We start from the raw sequence: 14,118 nt of genomic DNA, 5'->3' as shown, positions 1-14,118 counted from the left end.
CTATTCCTCCCGATTATCTCTTAGAGTATTGAGGTGCTTTTCTTGCCTTCTGTAAACCATATTTTCTTCTTTCTTTCATTCTTGAATCCCTTGTTAATAGTCCCTTAGATTTCAACAACATCTTTAATTCAGGATTAAGAGAGAAAAGTGCCCTTGAAATACCGTGAGAAAGAGCCCCTGCCTGAGAAGAAATCCCTCCTCCAACTATCTTTGCCCTTACTTCTACTTTTCCAAAAATTCCTGCTGTTATTAGTGGTTCTTCTACAATTATTTGTAAAGTTTTTCTTGGGAAATATTCTAAGTAGTCTTTGCCATTAACTATTATCTTGCCATTATCTGCAGGATATACCCTTACTCTCGCAACAGAAGTCTTCCTTCTTCCCAACCCCCAAACAAAAGCCTGTTCTTTAAGATTCATCAACTTCCTCCTTAAATTGTTAAATAAAAATAAAATTGTATTAAAAGCATATCATTATATTTATTAGAAAATTTATCTAGTTTTCAAGCTTCAAAAGAACTGGTTTTTGAGCCTTTTCTTTATAATTTTCATCTTTATAAATCTTAAGTTTGCCAAGCATAGTTCTCCCAAGCGATCCCTTTGGTAACATCCCTTTTACTGCATGAAACAAAATAAACTCTGGTTTTTGAACTCTCATTTTCTTAAAGTTAACTGATTTTAAGTTTCCGAGATACTGTGAATGTCTATAGTAAGTTTTATCATTCTCCTTGTTTCCGGTAACAACAATCTTGCTCGCATTTATTAAAATTACATAATCTCCATTATCAAAATTTGGACAGTAACTGGGTTTGTGTTTACCTCTCAAGATTGTTGCAACTTTGCTAGCCAAACGACCTAAAGTTTGTCCATTTGCGTCAATAAGCCACCATTTTTTATCCGAATTAGATATATTTGGGAACTCAGTCTTCATATCCTTCCTCCTAAATACATTTTAGAAAACTCATTATATTACGGACATTTTACAATGTCAATGAAAGATGGGGGCTTAAAAAAACCACATAATCCATCTTTAATTATATTTTTTTCACAAAGAGCTCCAAGTGCTTGTTCAAAGTAGCTCACTCCCCAAAGATGTAATCCTTTCGGAGGAGCTTTATAAAGTACCAATCTCTTTTTTCCTTCTAAGGCTTCTTTATAATCTTCTAAAGTTCTTTTGCCTATTGCTACAGCCACAGCTTCACCAAACAAAAACCTCACAGTATGCCACAAGAAGGATGGAGCCTCAATAATAAAATACAAAAAATCATCAGAAAAAATACACTTAGAGAAAGTTACAGTACCAAAATTCAACTTTCTGTCTCGAGAAACTCTAGAAAAGGACCTAAAACAAAACCTTTCAGGGATTAAATTCAATGGCACCTTCAGTTGTTCAAGAGAGATATCTAAATTCCAAAAATACCTGTTTAAATGAGCGCACATATCTTTTTTTGCACTTACAGCATAAACATAAACTCTTGACTTTGCTGAAAATCTGCTGTTAAAATCCCCTGACATTATCTTCATTTCACTAATCCTAATATCATCTGGCAAATGATAATTTAAAATATTTTGCAATTTTTCAATACTAAATGGGCACTTCTCTAACCTAAAGGAGATAACTTGGCCTATAGCATGTACTCCAGCATCTGTTCTACCAGCAGGTACGACACAAATTCTTTCTTTAAATATCTTTTCAAGTCCTTTTTCAATTACTAATTGAACAGTTCTAGACTGATTTTGCAATTGGAATCCATGAAAGTTAGTGCCATCATAAGAAATTATAGCTGCAATATCCATTTTAAAAGAGAAAGATCGAGGCACATAAGCCCCGACCCATTAATATTCCGATTTCCAAGATTTCCAATTTCTTAGAAAACAATTTCTAGAACTGCCATTTCAGCCCCGTCACCTTTCCTGGGACCAATTTTGACAATTCTAGTATAGCCGCCATTTCTTTCTCTTACAGGATCAAGTTCTTCACTATACAAAGCTTTTATAGCATCTTTGGATTGTAAATAAGAAAAAGCTAACCTTCTATTAGCTGTATTGTCTTTTTTTGAAATAGTTATAATGCGTTCAATAATCCTCTGGGCCTCTTTAGCGCGAGCTAAGGTGGTAGTAATCCTTTTATTAATAAAAAGACTACAAGCCAAACCCCTTAACAATGCCTTTCTGTTAGAAATTGGCATATTAAGTTTTCTGTGTGCTATTCTATGCCCCAAAATCTTCACCTCCATTTTCATCGCTAGATTTAAGACGATAACCTTTGGCATGCAAAATTTCTTCAAGTTCGTCCAACGACTTTTTACCAAAACTTGGGACGTTTAAGATGTCCTCTCTAGTCTTTGAAATCAAGTCCCCTAAAGTCGATATACCAGATCTTTTAAGAACGTTGGCAATTCTGGTTTGAAGGCCAATTTCTTCTATTGACTGTTCTAAATCCATTTTTGTCTGCGACTTTAAGTAAGAATCCTTTTTTATCTCTTTGTAATCAGAAACTGGCATCTGCGTATCCAAAAAAGTACCATACTCAGCAAAAATTCTAAAATAAGATATCAGATCTTCTGCTGCAATTCTCAGAGCATTAACTGGTTCAATAGCACCGTTAGTCCAAATTTCAAATATAAGTTTGTCCCAATCAGTTTCTTGACCAACACGAGTTGATTCAACAGAATAATTTACCCTCGTAATTGGTAAAAAATTAGCATCTAAAGGAATGCTACCCGGCGATAGCCAACGGGTATTCTCCTTCATCTTTTCAATAGACATATACCCTTTTCCCTTTTTTACAGTTATTTCTGCTCTTAATTCACCATTTTCTTCCAAAGTAGCCAAATAAAGGTCTTTATTGATAATCTGTACTTCAGCATTTGGTTGGATATCTGAAGCCTTTACTATTTTTGGCCCCTTAACATCAAGAATCAGTTTTCTCGTTTCCTCTTCAGAAATATCAGCCAAAATGGCAACGACTAACTTTTTTAAATTCAAATGAAATTCTAAAATATCTTCTACCATGCCCGGTAAAGTCATATATTCATGAGGTGCGTCATCAACCCTTACAGCAATAACAGCACTTCCGGGAATTGACGTAAGAAGAATTCTTCTTAAGGCATTACCAATTGTAACACCATAACCTGGTGGCAATGGTTCTAGAACAAATTTGCTATATTTACCACCATTTTCAATTTCCAGTTGTTCTTTAATTTCTAGTTTATAACTTTCCTTTGACCCAAACAAAGGACTCCTCCTCTTCTATCGAGAATAGAACTCGATAATTAGATTTTCTCTGATAGGCACATCAAGTTCTTCACGCTGAGGAAGTCTATCAAACTTGATTTCTAATTTGTCATAATCAACATAAATCCAAGGAGCAGGAGTTCTCTCTTTTATAACTTCAACATATTCTGAGCTAAAAAGTTCTCTACTATTTTCCCTTACAGAAATAACATCTCCTGGTTTAACTCTATAAGATGGTATACTAACTTTACGAGAGTTAACGTTGAAGTGCCCATGAGAGATCATCTGTCTTGCCTCTTGACGACTTGAAGCGAAACCAGACCTGTATAAAACGTTATCGAGTCTTCTTTCTAGTAAAAAATAAAGGTTATCTCCAGTAACACCACCCATTTTTTCAGCAAGCTCAACATATCTTCTAAACTGTCTTTCGCCAATCAAGCCATAAAAACGCTTCATTCTCTGTTTTTCCCTCAAACGCAATCCGTACTCTGAAGTCTTTATTCTCGTATTAATATGCATTCCTGGTGGAGTTGGACGCTTATCGAAAGAGCACTTTTCAGACAAGCACCTATCTCCTTTTAGAAAAAGTTTCATGCCCTCTCTTCTACAAAGTCTACACACAGCGCCAGTATATCTGCTCATTAGTGTTTTACCTCCTATACCCTTCTGCGTTTAGGCGGACGACACCCATTATGAGGAATAGGCGTAACATCCTTAATCATCTCAATTGAAAGGCCTGCAGCCAGCAAAGAACGAATTGCAGTCTCTCTGCCTGGCCCGGGACCTTTAACGTATACGTCCACCTGTTTCATTCCATGATCCATTGCTTTTTTCGCAACTACTTCTGCAGCAAGCTGGGCGGCATAAGGCGTACCCTTTTTAGTTCCCTTAAATCCTGCCGTACCTCCACTGCCCCACGAAATCAAGGCACCTTGCTTATCTGAAATCGCTATAATAGTATTATTGAAAGTTGAATGAATATGAGCTATCCCGTACAATACATTTTTCTTCTCTTTTTTCTTCACTCGGGTTTGTGTTTGAGCTTTACCCTTTCTTGCCAACTCAATACCTCCTTAAAGTTAATTAAAAAATTTTTACTTTTTCTTTTTAGCGCCAATCAAGCGCTTAGGACCTTTTCTCGTTCTTGCATTTGTCCTTGTTCTTTGCCCTCTAACTGGAAGTCCTCTTCTGTGCCTTAAACCTCTATATGTACCAAGGTCAATCAGTCTGCGTATATTCTGAGCAACTTCCCTTCTTAGATCGCCTTCAACCTTATAGTTTTTTTCTACCTCATCTCTTAACTTTATAATTTCCTCTTCGGATAACTCTTTTATTCTCTTTTCGGGATCTACTCCGGTAGCATTAAGAATTTTAAAAGCAAGGGGCTTTCCTATACCATAAATATAGGTCAGTGCAACCCAGACTTTCTTGTTCTCAGCCAGGTCTACTCCAGCAATTCTAGCCATTAACTAACCTCCTTATCCTTGTCGCTGTTTATGGCGAGGGTTTTCACAAATTACCCTTACTATCCCTTTTCGCTTGATAATCTTACATTTTTCACATATTCTTTTTACTGACGCACGAACCTTCATATATTGTCCTCCTAATAGCAAATTTCTATTTCATTCTATAAATAATACGACCTCTCGTAAGATCGTAAGGAGATAATTCTACTTTAACGCGATCGCCAGGTACTATTTTGATAAAGTTCATCCTCATTTTACCAGAAACATAAGCCAAAATTACATGGCCAGTCTCAAGTTCCACTCTAAACATTGCGTTTGGCAACGCTTCCAGTATCACTCCTTCGACTTCAATAGCCTCTTCTTTAGCCAGTTTCATCACCTCCCCATGCAGAGAGGATTACAGGTCCATCTTTTGTTATAGCAACCATATGCTCAAAATGAGCTGAAAGGGATTTATCTTTAGTAGTTACTGTCCAACCGTCCTTTGCTAAATCCACCTCATAACTCCCTGCATTAATCATTGGCTCAATACAAATAGTCATACCCTCTAACAACTTTGGACCTTGACCATAGTCGCCAAAGTTTGGAATACAGGGCTCTTCGTGAACGCTCCTACCAATCCCATGACCTGAAAGCTCTCTAACAGGAGAGAATCCAAAAGCTTCAACAAATCTTTGAACAGCAGCGCCAATATCAGAAACATGACCTCCAACAACAGCCTGGTCAATTCCTGCATATAAAGATTTCTCTGTCACTTCCAAAAGAAGCCTGGCATCAGAAGAAATATTTCCTACAGGATAAGTTCTGGCACTATCTCCGCACCAACCATTCACTATAGAACCCACATCAATTTTTAAGATATCTCCTTCTTTGAGTATTCTTTTTTTGGAAGGGATACCGTGTACGACTTCATCGTTAATTGAAGTGCAAAGTATAGCAGGAAAAGGCTTCGCAGAAAAACTGGGCTTATAATTTTTAAAAGCGGGGATTGCCTTTTCTTTTTCGAAAAACATTTCTGCAAATTTCTCTAGTTCATATGTTGAAATGCCGGGCTTTATTATATCAGCTATTTCGTACAAAAGCTTTCCTACTACACGACCTGCCTTCCTCAAGGCCATTATCTCTTCATTTGATTTAATTATAATCTTTTTATTTTTATTTAATAAGATGTTCATATTGTTTTGCCATCAACTGCGCCTGGATTTGTCTTATTGTGTCAAGCGCCACACCTACCACAATAAGAAGAGCAGTCGCTCCCAAACCTCTAAATGTTGTAACCTTTGTCAAAAGTTCTGCTAAAGTAGGAATTAAAGCAATAAACCCCAAGAACAAGCCTCCCAACGTTGTAATTCTTGTCAAAACTCTATCAAAGTATTCAGAAGTCGGCTTTCCTGGTCTAATTCCTGGAATAAAACCGCCATATTTCTTTAAATTATTTGCTAGTTCAACTGGATTGTAAATAATTGCAGTATAGAAAAAAGCAAAAAATATAATCAGGAAAAATTCAATAATATTATACAAAACTGATTCGGGAGAAAAAAGAGTAGAAAGATATATAGCAAGGTTTTGTACAGATGGGACACCTCTTAAGAATCCAAAAATTGTGTTGGGTAACATCAAAATTGATACTGCAAATATAATTGGCAAAACACCAGCAGTATTAATTCTCAAAGGCAAATAAGACGTTTGCCCTCCATAAACTTTTCTACCAACAACTTTTTTCGCATAGTGTATTGGAACCTTTCTTTCTGCCAACTGAATCCAGACAATTGCAATAATAGCCAAACAAAAAATTGCAAATAACGCTATAACTTGCAATATATTTATATCTCCTATCATAAGGAGAGAAAATGTCTGACCAAAATACAAAGGCAATCTAGAAATAATGCCTATAAAAATTAAAAGCGACGCTCCATTTCCTATTCCTTTCTCTGTTATCAATTCGCCCATCCACATTAGAAAGACTGAACCAGCCGTTAAAACTATTACAGTCGTTACAATGTTGAAAAATGTAAATACAGGAATTGCAGAAGAAAGAACAAAACTCATAGCTATGCCTTGGAGAGCAGCAAGCACGACAGTCAAATATCTTGTATATTGAGCTAAGGCTTTTCTGCCAGATTCACTTTCTTTTTGCATAGCTTGCATTTTCGGCACAATTGGCGTCAACAATTGAATGATAATTGACGCGTTAATATAAGGAGTTATACCCATAGCAAAAATTGAAAACTTTGCAAGCGCACCACCAGCAAATAGATCAAGAAATCCCAATATACCTGTTTGTTCTATAATTCTCGAAATCATTTCGTGATTAACTCCGGGAACAGGAATATGGGTACCAAATCTAAACAAAACAATCATAAGTATTGTAAAAATTACCTTGTTTCGCAAATCCCCAAAGTTCATTGCTCCCATTAAATTGTCTATCACGATAACACCTCTATACTTCCGCCACACTTTTCAATTTTTTCTTTAGCAGAAGAGCTAAATTTATGAGCCTTAACCTTCAATGGAATAGAAATTTCACCATCACCTAAAATTTTTATCAAAGCACCTTTTTTTGCCCAACCTTTATCTTCTAAAAATTCTGGAGTTACAACCGTATCAGGCTCTAATTCAGCAAGCCTTGAAATATTTATAACTTCATAAGTCTTCTTAAAAAGGGTATTCTTAAACCCTTTCCACTTCGGGAGTCTTCTATAAAGAGGCACTTGGCCGCCTTCAAAGCCAGGTCTCACTCCGCCACCAGAACGAGAATTCTGACCAGCCTGTCCTCTCCCACATGTCCTACCATGTCCAGAGCTCCTACCTCTTCCTAATCTTTTTGGTTCCTTTATAGCACCATAACTGGGTTTAAGGTTTGAAAGACTAATCATTACTAACCACTCCCTTCCTCATCTTTGAAAGGAGAATAGAATTATTAATTTCCTGCAAGCCTTTTATTGTAGCCAAAACAGTATTAAGAGCATTAGTAGATCCGATTACTTTTGTGAGCACGTCTTTATATCCGGCCAATTCAAGTATTGCACGAACAGTTGTGCCAGCAATAATTCCAGTTCCAGGAACAGCAGGTCTTAATATTACATTGGAAGATCCAAATTTAGACTGAACAAAAACAGGTATAGTATCACCTCTCATAGGAACGTCTATAAGATTTTTCTTCGCTTTTTCGACAGCTTTTCTAACAGCCGAAGGCACTTCTTGAGCTTTTCCAATTCCAACTCCAACTTTACCTTCGCCATTGCCTACTATTACAATTACTCTAAATCTTAACCTTTTACCGCCTGCAACTACTCTGGCTACTCTTCTTACTTCAATAACACGCTCTTGAAGAGTAACGTCTTCCAAAGAGTGTTGAGATTTATTTAACATATTTTCCTCCTCATTAGAACTTTAATCCAGCTTCTCTTGCAGCTTCTGCCAGGATTGCCACGCGACCATGGTATTTATACCCTGCTCTATCAAAAACTACTTTATCTATTCCCTTTTCAAGAGCTCTTTTAGCAATAAGAAAACCAACAGCTTTTGATTTATCTTTCTTATTACCAGATAAAGAATTTCTGATCTCAGGGTCTAATGAAGATGCATATGCAAGAGTTTTGCCTTCTGTATCATCAATAATCTGTGCATAAATGTGATTCAAACTCCTAAAGATACAGAGTCTAGGTCTCTCCTTGGTGCCAAAAACCTTCTTTCTAGTTCTCTTTTGTCTTATTTTTCTACCTTCTAATCTTGTTTTCTCTTTTATCACAATAAGCCTCCTCTACTTCTTTGTTCCAGCTTTTCCAGGTTTGAGATGCAAGATTTCACCTATATAACGAATACCCTTGCCTTTATAAGAATCAGGAGGAAGTGATTTACGTACATTTGCAGCAATTTGACCTACAAGCTCTTTACTAATGCCCTTCACCCAGATCTTATTGTTCCCTTCCAGCTCGAATTTAATCTCTTGAGGCGGAACAAATTCCACAGGATGAGAATGTCTCAACTGCATTACAAGTTTGTTGCCTTGTAACTGTGCTCTATAACCAGTTCCTACTAATTCAAGTCCTTTTTTGAATCCCTCAGAAACGCCTGTAACCATATTTGCAATTAGAGTTCTAAACAACCCATGAAAAGCCCTCGCTCTTTTAGAGTCGCTTTTCCTTTGAACTTCTATCTTGTTATCAGAAATCTTTACATCTATTTCTGGTGGCAAAACCTGGGTTAGTTCTCCTAATGGTCCTTTTATCTTTATCAGATTTACGTCTAAATCAACATTTACTCCTTTTGGGATCGTTATAGGTTTTTTCCCTATTCGAGACAAAATCAATCACCTACCTTTATAGATAAATAAAGCTATGGTTTTTAAGCCCATAAATTAATTTACTTTATTACCAGACCATACACAGCAATTCTCCTCCAATTCCCTCTTTTCTAGCCATATGATCGCTCATTATGCCCTTAGGAGTTGAGAGAATTGCTATACCAAAACCGCCCAAAACTCTTGGAATGTCGTTTTTCCCTACATAAATTCTGAGCCCAGGCTTGCTAACCTTTTTAACATCTCTAATAACTCTTTTTCCGTTGATATATTTAAGTTTTACTCTTAAAATATCTTGTGGATTAGATTTAATTCTTTCAAAATCTTCAATAAAGTTTTCCTGCTTCAGGATTTGTAATATTGATTCTTTCTCTTTAGAAGCAGGAAGTGTAAAAACGTCCTGTTTAGCATTATTAGCATTTTTTAGCCTTATTAACATATCAGATATCGGATCAGTATGCATATAAACCTCCCTTACCAGCTCGCTTTCCTAAGACCAGGTATTACACCTTCATAAGCCAACTTTCTCAAACAAATTCTGCACAAACCAAATTTACGATAATATGCATGTGGTCTTCCACATAAAAGGCAACGATTCTTTTGTCGCGAAGAAAATTTTGGTGGTTTTTTCCATGTTTCTAACAAACCTTTTCGTGCCAACTATTTCACTCCTTCTTTAAGGTAAACTTTTAAATCCAAAAAGGTCTTTTGAATCAATTTTTTCTGAATGGAAAGCCAAGAGCACCCAGCAATTCTTTGGCTTCTTTATCAGTTTTTGCTGTTGTTACAATAGTAACGTTCATTCCTCTAACCTTATCAATCTTATCATATTCTATTTCAGGAAAAACAAGCTGTTCGCTTAAACCTATTGTTATGTTTCCTCTGCCATCAAAGTGATCGTCAGAAAACCCTTTAAAGTCTCTTATCCTTGGAAGTGCAACGTTAAATAGCTTGTCAAGAAAGTAGTACATCCTTTGCCCGCGCAAAGTTACCTTTAGTCCAATAGGCATTCCCTGCCTAATTTTGAAGGCAGCAATAGACTTCTTTGCCCTTCTGATTATAGGTTTTTGACCACTAATCACTCTAAGGTCTTCTGTAGCAGCATCTACCGCTTTAGCGTTTTGAACAGCTTCACCTAAACCGATATTAATAACTACCTTCACAGGCTTTGGCACTTCCATAACATTTTTATATGAAAATTTATCCTTTAAATAAGGTATTACTTTAGAATCGTATAATTCTTTTAACCTTGCTTTCATAAAGACCTCCTAATCAAACACTTCATTACAATGCGAACAGTAACGATGCTTCTTGCCCTCAGAATCAATCTTATGTTTGACCCTTGTTGGTTTCTTGCACTTAGGGCAAATCAACATAACCTTAGAAACAGAAAGAGGAGCTGGAATCTTTTGAATTCCGCCACGTCCCTTTGCACTGGGTTTTGTATGCCTCGTTACAATATTTGCTCCTTCTACAATTACCATCTTTTTATCTGGTATAGATTTGATAATCTTACCCTGCTTACCTTTATCTTTGCCAGATATTATTAAAACGTTATCGTCCTTTATTACGTTTAATTTACTCTTTTCAACTAATTTGTTTTTCATAAAACCTCCGGAGCCAAAGATATAATTTTCATAAAGTTTTTGTCTCTTAGCTCTCTTGCTACAGGACCGAATACTCTAGTGCCTCGGGGATTTCCTTGATTATCTATTATTACAGCGGCATTGTCGTCAAATCTTATTATGGAACCATCAGGCCTTTTGATTTCTTTATGAGTCCTTACAATAACAGCCTTAACAATATCCGACTTTTTAACCATACCATGAGGTTGAGCCACTTTTACTACAGCAACTACTACATCACCTACTCCAGCATATTTCCCTAAACTCTTTCCCATAATTCTTATAATCATAACCTTCTTGGCACCTGTATTATCAGCTACATTAAGTCTCGATTGAACGCAAAGCATCGTCACTTTCCTCCTTGCTCGAAACAATTTCTACGACACGCCAATTCTTTTCTTTACTGATTGGCCTACATTCCTCTATTACGACTGTATCTCCAACTTTACAAGCATTAAGCTCATCGTGTGCTTTAAATTTAGCAAATACCTTAATTGTTTTCTTATAAAGTGGGTGCTTCTCATTTTCAATTACTCTTACAATTACAGTTTTGTCCATTTTATCCGAAATTACTTCACCTTTTAAGCGTTTCTTCATTATCTGACACCTCTTTTCTTTTCGGCCAAGAGGGTTAAAATCCTTGCAATTCTTATTTTTATATCCTTAATCTTAGAAGTGCTGGTCAATTGTCTGGTTGCCTGTTGAAATCTAAAGTTAAACAACTCACGTCTGGCTTCTAAAAGTTTTTTCTCCAAAGTCTCAATATCCATAGCAGAGAGTTCTTTAATTTCTTCAGATTCTTTATAGCTCATGAGTTGTCACCACCTTTATCTGCCTCAATAATCTTAGTCCTTATAGATAACTTGTATTGTGCTTGTTTAAGGGCTTCTTTTGCAACAGATGGCTCAACTCCTCCACCTACTTCAAACATAACTTTTCCAGGGTCCACTACAGCTACCCAGGTTTCAGGAGATCCCTTTCCTCCGCCCATCCTGACTTCTTCTGGCTTAGAGGTAACCGCCAACTGAGGAAATATTCTAATCCAAACCTTACCTACCTTTTTAAAACTTCTAGCTAAAACCCTACGAGTCGCCTCAATCTGGTTTGCAGTAATAAATCCACCTTCTAAAGCAACCAAACCATAATCACCGTGCAATAGTGTCGTCCCTCTTTTAGCCATTCTTCTAGGGTGGAAAAGATGAGGCTTTCTCCATTTTGTCCTTTTAGGCATCATCATGGCTAATTTCTCCTTCCTCTAAGGGCAAATTCTCATGCTTTACACTTGCAGGAACAGGTATTATAGGCGAGGCAAATTTTGCATATTCAGCAAAATCGTTAACATAAAGCCAAACCTTAACTCCGATTATGCCATATATGGTATGCGCCTCGGCAAAACCATAATCTATATCAGCCCTTAGCGTCTGAAGGGGCACTCTTCCTTCTCTAAGCCATTCACTTCTTGCCACTTCAGCTCCGCCTAATCTACCGCCTACCATTATTTTTATTCCTTTGGCACCAGAACGCCTTGCTCTAAAAATAGCCTGTTTCATTGCCCTTCGAAAAGTTACACGTTTTTCTATTTGTGAAGCTACATTTTCAGCAATTAGCTGTGCATCAAGATCTGGTACTGGAATATCTTCCACGTCAACTTCTATATTAGAATTAAATTCGTCAACAAGTTTTTTCCTTAATACTTCCCTGCCCTGTCCTCCACGACCAATTACCATACCTGGTCTTGCCGTTCTTACTATTACTTTTATCCTTTCTTGACCCTTAGAACCTCTTCTATCGATCAACACTTTAGAAACAAAAGCAGAGCTAAGTTCTTTTTTTATAAATTGTCTTATTTTAAAATCTTGCACAAGATCAGAACTAAAACTTGATTTCGGGGCAAACCAATGTGTAATATGATCCTTTGTTATTCCAACTCTTAATCCATTTGGATGTACTTTTTGACCCACTTATTGTTTGCCTCCTTTTTGTTTAGATTCAGCAGTAGCAACTACTATAGTTATATGAGAAGTCCTTTTCAATATTGGAAAAGCACGTCCATATGCCCTTGGAGTAAATCGTTTCATGCTTGGCCCTTTATCGGCAAAAGCTTTAGAAACAATTAAATCCTTTCTATCCAGATTGAAATTATTCTCTGCATTTGCTATAGCAGATTTCGTAACCTTATAAAGAATACGTGCAGCCTTATGTGGCATAACGCTCAAACTATTCAAAGCAACGTCAACCTGCTTGCCAGGAAGCAAATGAATAATTTCCTGTACCTTCTTCGGTGATATTCGAACATATTTTGATACAGCTCGAACTTCCATAATTTCCTCCTATACCTAAATATCAAGAACGCTCTGCTACACTATGACCAGGATGGCCTTTAAAAGTTCTCGTTGGGACAAATTCTCCCAAACGGTGGCCAACCATAGCCTCAGTCAGATAAATTGGAACGTGTTTCTTTCCATTATGAACTGCAAAAGTGTGGCCAACCATTTCTGGAATAATAACAGAAGATCTAGACCATACTTTTATAACCTTTTTTTCTCCTGTTTTGTTCATTTCATCCACTTTCTTTAAAAGCTTTGGGTGGACATAAGGACCCTTTTTACTTGAACGTCCCATGACTATCCTCTCCTTATATAAAACATTATTTATTTCTCCTGCGAAGGATATATTTATCTGATGGTTTATGTCTTTTTCTTGTCTTATGGCCCAAAGTTGGCTTTCCCCATGGAGTTAGTGGGCCTGGATGCCCAATAGGAGCCTTGCCTTCTCCACCACCATGTGGGTGATCTACTGGATTCATTGACGATCCTCTATTATGGGGCCTTCTTCCTAACCATCTTTTTCTTCCTGCTTTACCAATAGAAACGTTTTCGTGATCCAGATTACCAACCTGTCCAATAGTAGCTTTACAATTGCTATTAACAAATCTTACTTCGCCTGAAGGCATCCTCAAGCTAACCAGATTACCCTCTTTAGACATTATTTGAGCTCCTGCTCCTGCAGAACGCACAAGTTGAGCTCCCTTCCCGGGATAAAGTTCCACATTATGAACAATAGTACCAAGGGGTATATATTTCAGAGGCAGACAAGAACCTACCGTTATATCTGCTTCAGGACCAGAAAGCACAGTCTGTCCAACTTTTAGTCCCTCAGGCGAGATAATATATCTCTTTTCACCATCTTTATAACTCAAAAGAGCAATTCTTGCACTTCTATTTGGATCATACTCTATAGAAACTACTTTTGCCTCTATTCCATCTTTATCCCTTTTAAAGTCAATTTGCCTATATAAACGCTTGTGACCACCACCGCGAAATCTTGAAGTAATTCTTCCAAAATTATTTCTTCCTCCAGTTTTGGTTAAACCCTTTATAAGCGATTTCTCCGGCTTATCCTTTGATATTTCATCAAAAGAAGAAACAGTCATGAACCTTCTACTTGCTGTATATGGCTTATAACTCTTAACAGACATATTTTTTAACC

28 protein-coding genes are annotated in these 14,118 nt (G+C 36.9%); all 28 read right to left on the bottom strand.

Annotated features, from left to right (window positions below):
- Positions 1–13: 13 nt before the first annotated feature.
- On the bottom strand, positions 14–418 hold the full coding sequence (gene rpsI, locus TDSAC_RS02525; RefSeq protein WP_108308722.1) for a 30S ribosomal protein S9: 405 nt from the start codon (positions 416–418) through the stop codon (positions 14–16).
- A 76-nt stretch (positions 419–494) separates the two neighbouring features.
- Positions 495–929 (bottom strand): 50S ribosomal protein L13, encoded by a 435-nt coding sequence (gene rplM / locus TDSAC_RS02520; RefSeq protein WP_108308721.1) that lies wholly within the window; start codon positions 927–929, stop codon positions 495–497.
- 38 nt (positions 930–967) lie between these two features.
- Positions 968–1,819 (bottom strand): tRNA pseudouridine(38-40) synthase TruA, encoded by an 852-nt coding sequence (truA, locus tag TDSAC_RS02515; RefSeq protein ID WP_108308720.1) that lies wholly within the window; start codon positions 1,817–1,819, stop codon positions 968–970.
- Between the two features lie 47 nt (positions 1,820–1,866).
- A complete protein-coding gene (gene rplQ, locus TDSAC_RS02510) occupies positions 1,867–2,229 on the bottom strand; it encodes a 50S ribosomal protein L17 (RefSeq protein ID WP_234405756.1) in 363 nt (120 codons plus the stop codon).
- On the bottom strand, positions 2,210–3,235 hold the full coding sequence (locus TDSAC_RS02505; RefSeq protein WP_108308718.1) for a DNA-directed RNA polymerase subunit alpha: 1,026 nt from the start codon (positions 3,233–3,235) through the stop codon (positions 2,210–2,212). The genes rplQ and TDSAC_RS02505 overlap by 20 nt, the downstream gene beginning before the upstream one ends.
- A gap of 15 nt (positions 3,236–3,250) precedes the next feature.
- On the bottom strand, positions 3,251–3,877 hold the full coding sequence (gene rpsD / locus TDSAC_RS02500; RefSeq protein ID WP_108308717.1) for a 30S ribosomal protein S4: 627 nt from the start codon (positions 3,875–3,877) through the stop codon (positions 3,251–3,253).
- Between the two features lie 14 nt (positions 3,878–3,891).
- On the bottom strand, positions 3,892–4,296 hold the full coding sequence (gene rpsK / locus TDSAC_RS02495; RefSeq protein ID WP_108308716.1) for a 30S ribosomal protein S11: 405 nt from the start codon (positions 4,294–4,296) through the stop codon (positions 3,892–3,894).
- Positions 4,297–4,329: 33 nt separating this feature from the next.
- Entirely contained in the window at positions 4,330–4,701 is a 372-nt protein-coding gene (rpsM, locus tag TDSAC_RS02490) for a 30S ribosomal protein S13 (protein WP_108308715.1), read from the bottom strand.
- Positions 4,702–4,713: 12 nt separating this feature from the next.
- Positions 4,714–4,827, bottom strand: a complete 114-nt coding sequence (rpmJ, locus tag TDSAC_RS02485; RefSeq protein WP_108308714.1) for a 50S ribosomal protein L36 — start codon at positions 4,825–4,827, stop codon at positions 4,714–4,716.
- A gap of 25 nt (positions 4,828–4,852) precedes the next feature.
- A complete protein-coding gene (infA, locus tag TDSAC_RS02480) occupies positions 4,853–5,071 on the bottom strand; it encodes a translation initiation factor IF-1 (RefSeq protein ID WP_041438279.1) in 219 nt (72 codons plus the stop codon).
- The gene (map, locus tag TDSAC_RS02475) at positions 5,064–5,876 is read right to left on the bottom strand and encodes a type I methionyl aminopeptidase (protein WP_108308713.1); all 813 of its coding nucleotides are present in this window, start codon (positions 5,874–5,876) and stop codon (positions 5,064–5,066) included. Before map ends, infA begins: the two co-directional genes overlap by 8 nt.
- Complete coding sequence (secY, locus tag TDSAC_RS02470; RefSeq protein ID WP_108308712.1) at positions 5,857–7,131, bottom strand: preprotein translocase subunit SecY; 1,275 nt, start codon at positions 7,129–7,131, stop codon at positions 5,857–5,859. Before secY ends, map begins: the two co-directional genes overlap by 20 nt.
- A complete protein-coding gene (gene rplO / locus TDSAC_RS02465; protein WP_108308711.1) occupies positions 7,128–7,577 on the bottom strand; it encodes a 50S ribosomal protein L15 in 450 nt (149 codons plus the stop codon). The genes secY and rplO overlap by 4 nt, the downstream gene beginning before the upstream one ends.
- The gene (gene rpsE, locus TDSAC_RS02460; RefSeq protein ID WP_108308710.1) at positions 7,570–8,073 is read right to left on the bottom strand and encodes a 30S ribosomal protein S5; all 504 of its coding nucleotides are present in this window, start codon (positions 8,071–8,073) and stop codon (positions 7,570–7,572) included. Before rpsE ends, rplO begins: the two co-directional genes overlap by 8 nt.
- 13 nt (positions 8,074–8,086) lie before the next feature.
- A complete protein-coding gene (rplR, locus tag TDSAC_RS02455; protein ID WP_108308709.1) occupies positions 8,087–8,452 on the bottom strand; it encodes a 50S ribosomal protein L18 in 366 nt (121 codons plus the stop codon).
- A 12-nt stretch (positions 8,453–8,464) separates the two neighbouring features.
- Complete coding sequence (gene rplF / locus TDSAC_RS02450; RefSeq protein WP_108310289.1) at positions 8,465–9,007, bottom strand: 50S ribosomal protein L6; 543 nt, start codon at positions 9,005–9,007, stop codon at positions 8,465–8,467.
- 67 nt (positions 9,008–9,074) lie between these two features.
- A complete protein-coding gene (gene rpsH / locus TDSAC_RS02445) occupies positions 9,075–9,467 on the bottom strand; it encodes a 30S ribosomal protein S8 (RefSeq protein ID WP_108308708.1) in 393 nt (130 codons plus the stop codon).
- Between the two features lie 11 nt (positions 9,468–9,478).
- Entirely contained in the window at positions 9,479–9,664 is a 186-nt protein-coding gene (locus tag TDSAC_RS02440; protein ID WP_108308707.1) for a type Z 30S ribosomal protein S14, read from the bottom strand.
- 53 nt (positions 9,665–9,717) lie between these two features.
- A complete protein-coding gene (rplE, locus tag TDSAC_RS02435; protein ID WP_108308706.1) occupies positions 9,718–10,263 on the bottom strand; it encodes a 50S ribosomal protein L5 in 546 nt (181 codons plus the stop codon).
- 9 nt (positions 10,264–10,272) lie between these two features.
- Complete coding sequence (gene rplX, locus TDSAC_RS02430; RefSeq protein WP_108308705.1) at positions 10,273–10,611, bottom strand: 50S ribosomal protein L24; 339 nt, start codon at positions 10,609–10,611, stop codon at positions 10,273–10,275.
- On the bottom strand, positions 10,608–10,976 hold the full coding sequence (gene rplN, locus TDSAC_RS02425; protein ID WP_108308704.1) for a 50S ribosomal protein L14: 369 nt from the start codon (positions 10,974–10,976) through the stop codon (positions 10,608–10,610). The genes rplX and rplN overlap by 4 nt, the downstream gene beginning before the upstream one ends.
- Positions 10,951–11,226 (bottom strand): 30S ribosomal protein S17, encoded by a 276-nt coding sequence (gene rpsQ, locus TDSAC_RS02420; protein WP_108308703.1) that lies wholly within the window; start codon positions 11,224–11,226, stop codon positions 10,951–10,953. The genes rplN and rpsQ overlap by 26 nt, the downstream gene beginning before the upstream one ends.
- Positions 11,226–11,441, bottom strand: coding sequence for a 50S ribosomal protein L29 (rpmC, locus tag TDSAC_RS02415; RefSeq protein ID WP_108308702.1), 216 nt, complete (start codon positions 11,439–11,441; stop codon positions 11,226–11,228). The genes rpsQ and rpmC overlap by 1 nt, the downstream gene beginning before the upstream one ends.
- The gene (gene rplP / locus TDSAC_RS02410; protein WP_108308701.1) at positions 11,438–11,866 is read right to left on the bottom strand and encodes a 50S ribosomal protein L16; all 429 of its coding nucleotides are present in this window, start codon (positions 11,864–11,866) and stop codon (positions 11,438–11,440) included. The genes rpmC and rplP overlap by 4 nt, the downstream gene beginning before the upstream one ends.
- Entirely contained in the window at positions 11,853–12,590 is a 738-nt protein-coding gene (rpsC, locus tag TDSAC_RS02405) for a 30S ribosomal protein S3 (RefSeq protein WP_108308700.1), read from the bottom strand. The genes rplP and rpsC overlap by 14 nt, the downstream gene beginning before the upstream one ends.
- Positions 12,591–12,950: a 50S ribosomal protein L22 gene (gene rplV, locus TDSAC_RS02400; protein WP_108308699.1), complete on the bottom strand. Its 360-nt coding sequence runs from the start codon at positions 12,948–12,950 to the stop codon at positions 12,591–12,593.
- Positions 12,951–12,972: 22 nt separating this feature from the next.
- A complete protein-coding gene (gene rpsS / locus TDSAC_RS02395) occupies positions 12,973–13,251 on the bottom strand; it encodes a 30S ribosomal protein S19 (RefSeq protein ID WP_108308698.1) in 279 nt (92 codons plus the stop codon).
- A gap of 25 nt (positions 13,252–13,276) precedes the next feature.
- Positions 13,277–14,107 (bottom strand): 50S ribosomal protein L2, encoded by an 831-nt coding sequence (gene rplB / locus TDSAC_RS02390; protein ID WP_108308697.1) that lies wholly within the window; start codon positions 14,105–14,107, stop codon positions 13,277–13,279.
- Positions 14,108–14,118 lie beyond the last annotated feature (11 nt).

It is taken from the genome of Thermodesulfobium acidiphilum (assembly GCF_003057965.1).
GTDB lineage: Bacteria > Thermodesulfobiota > Thermodesulfobiia > Thermodesulfobiales > Thermodesulfobiaceae > Thermodesulfobium > Thermodesulfobium acidiphilum.
Note: the sequence above shows the minus strand (reverse complement) of the source record. Positions and strands in the feature narration are given on the sequence as shown.

Bases quoted from the DNA above. Each gene is read 5' to 3' on its own strand.
- rplP (WP_108308701.1), bottom strand. From the start codon at position 11,866: ATGATGATGCCTAAAAGGACAAAATGGAGAAAGCCTCATCTTTTCCAC.
- rpsQ (WP_108308703.1), bottom strand. From the start codon at position 11,226: ATGAAGAAACGCTTAAAAGGTGAAGTAATTTCGGATAAAATGGACAAA.
- rpsE (WP_108308710.1), bottom strand. From the start codon at position 8,073: ATGTTAAATAAATCTCAACACTCTTTGGAAGACGTTACTCTTCAAGAG.
- rpmC (WP_108308702.1), bottom strand. From the start codon at position 11,441: ATGAGCTATAAAGAATCTGAAGAAATTAAAGAACTCTCTGCTATGGAT.
- rplV (WP_108308699.1), bottom strand. From the start codon at position 12,950: ATGGAAGTTCGAGCTGTATCAAAATATGTTCGAATATCACCGAAGAAG.
- rpsM (WP_108308715.1), bottom strand. From the start codon at position 4,701: ATGGCTAGAATTGCTGGAGTAGACCTGGCTGAGAACAAGAAAGTCTGG.
- rplO (WP_108308711.1), bottom strand. From the start codon at position 7,577: ATGATTAGTCTTTCAAACCTTAAACCCAGTTATGGTGCTATAAAGGAA.
- rpsS (WP_108308698.1), bottom strand. From the start codon at position 13,251: ATGGGACGTTCAAGTAAAAAGGGTCCTTATGTCCACCCAAAGCTTTTA.
- rplN (WP_108308704.1), bottom strand. From the start codon at position 10,976: ATGCTTTGCGTTCAATCGAGACTTAATGTAGCTGATAATACAGGTGCC.
- rpsI (WP_108308722.1), bottom strand. From the start codon at position 418: ATGAATCTTAAAGAACAGGCTTTTGTTTGGGGGTTGGGAAGAAGGAAG.
- rpsD (WP_108308717.1), bottom strand. From the start codon at position 3,877: ATGAGCAGATATACTGGCGCTGTGTGTAGACTTTGTAGAAGAGAGGGC.
- rpmJ (WP_108308714.1), bottom strand. From the start codon at position 4,827: ATGAAGGTTCGTGCGTCAGTAAAAAGAATATGTGAAAAATGTAAGATT.
- rplB (WP_108308697.1), bottom strand. From the start codon at position 14,107: ATGTCTGTTAAGAGTTATAAGCCATATACAGCAAGTAGAAGGTTCATG.
- rplM (WP_108308721.1), bottom strand. From the start codon at position 929: ATGAAGACTGAGTTCCCAAATATATCTAATTCGGATAAAAAATGGTGG.
- map (WP_108308713.1), bottom strand. From the start codon at position 5,876: ATGAACATCTTATTAAATAAAAATAAAAAGATTATAATTAAATCAAAT.
- rpsH (WP_108308708.1), bottom strand. From the start codon at position 9,467: ATGCATACTGATCCGATATCTGATATGTTAATAAGGCTAAAAAATGCT.
- rplX (WP_108308705.1), bottom strand. From the start codon at position 10,611: ATGAAAAACAAATTAGTTGAAAAGAGTAAATTAAACGTAATAAAGGAC.
- rplE (WP_108308706.1), bottom strand. From the start codon at position 10,263: ATGAAAGCAAGGTTAAAAGAATTATACGATTCTAAAGTAATACCTTAT.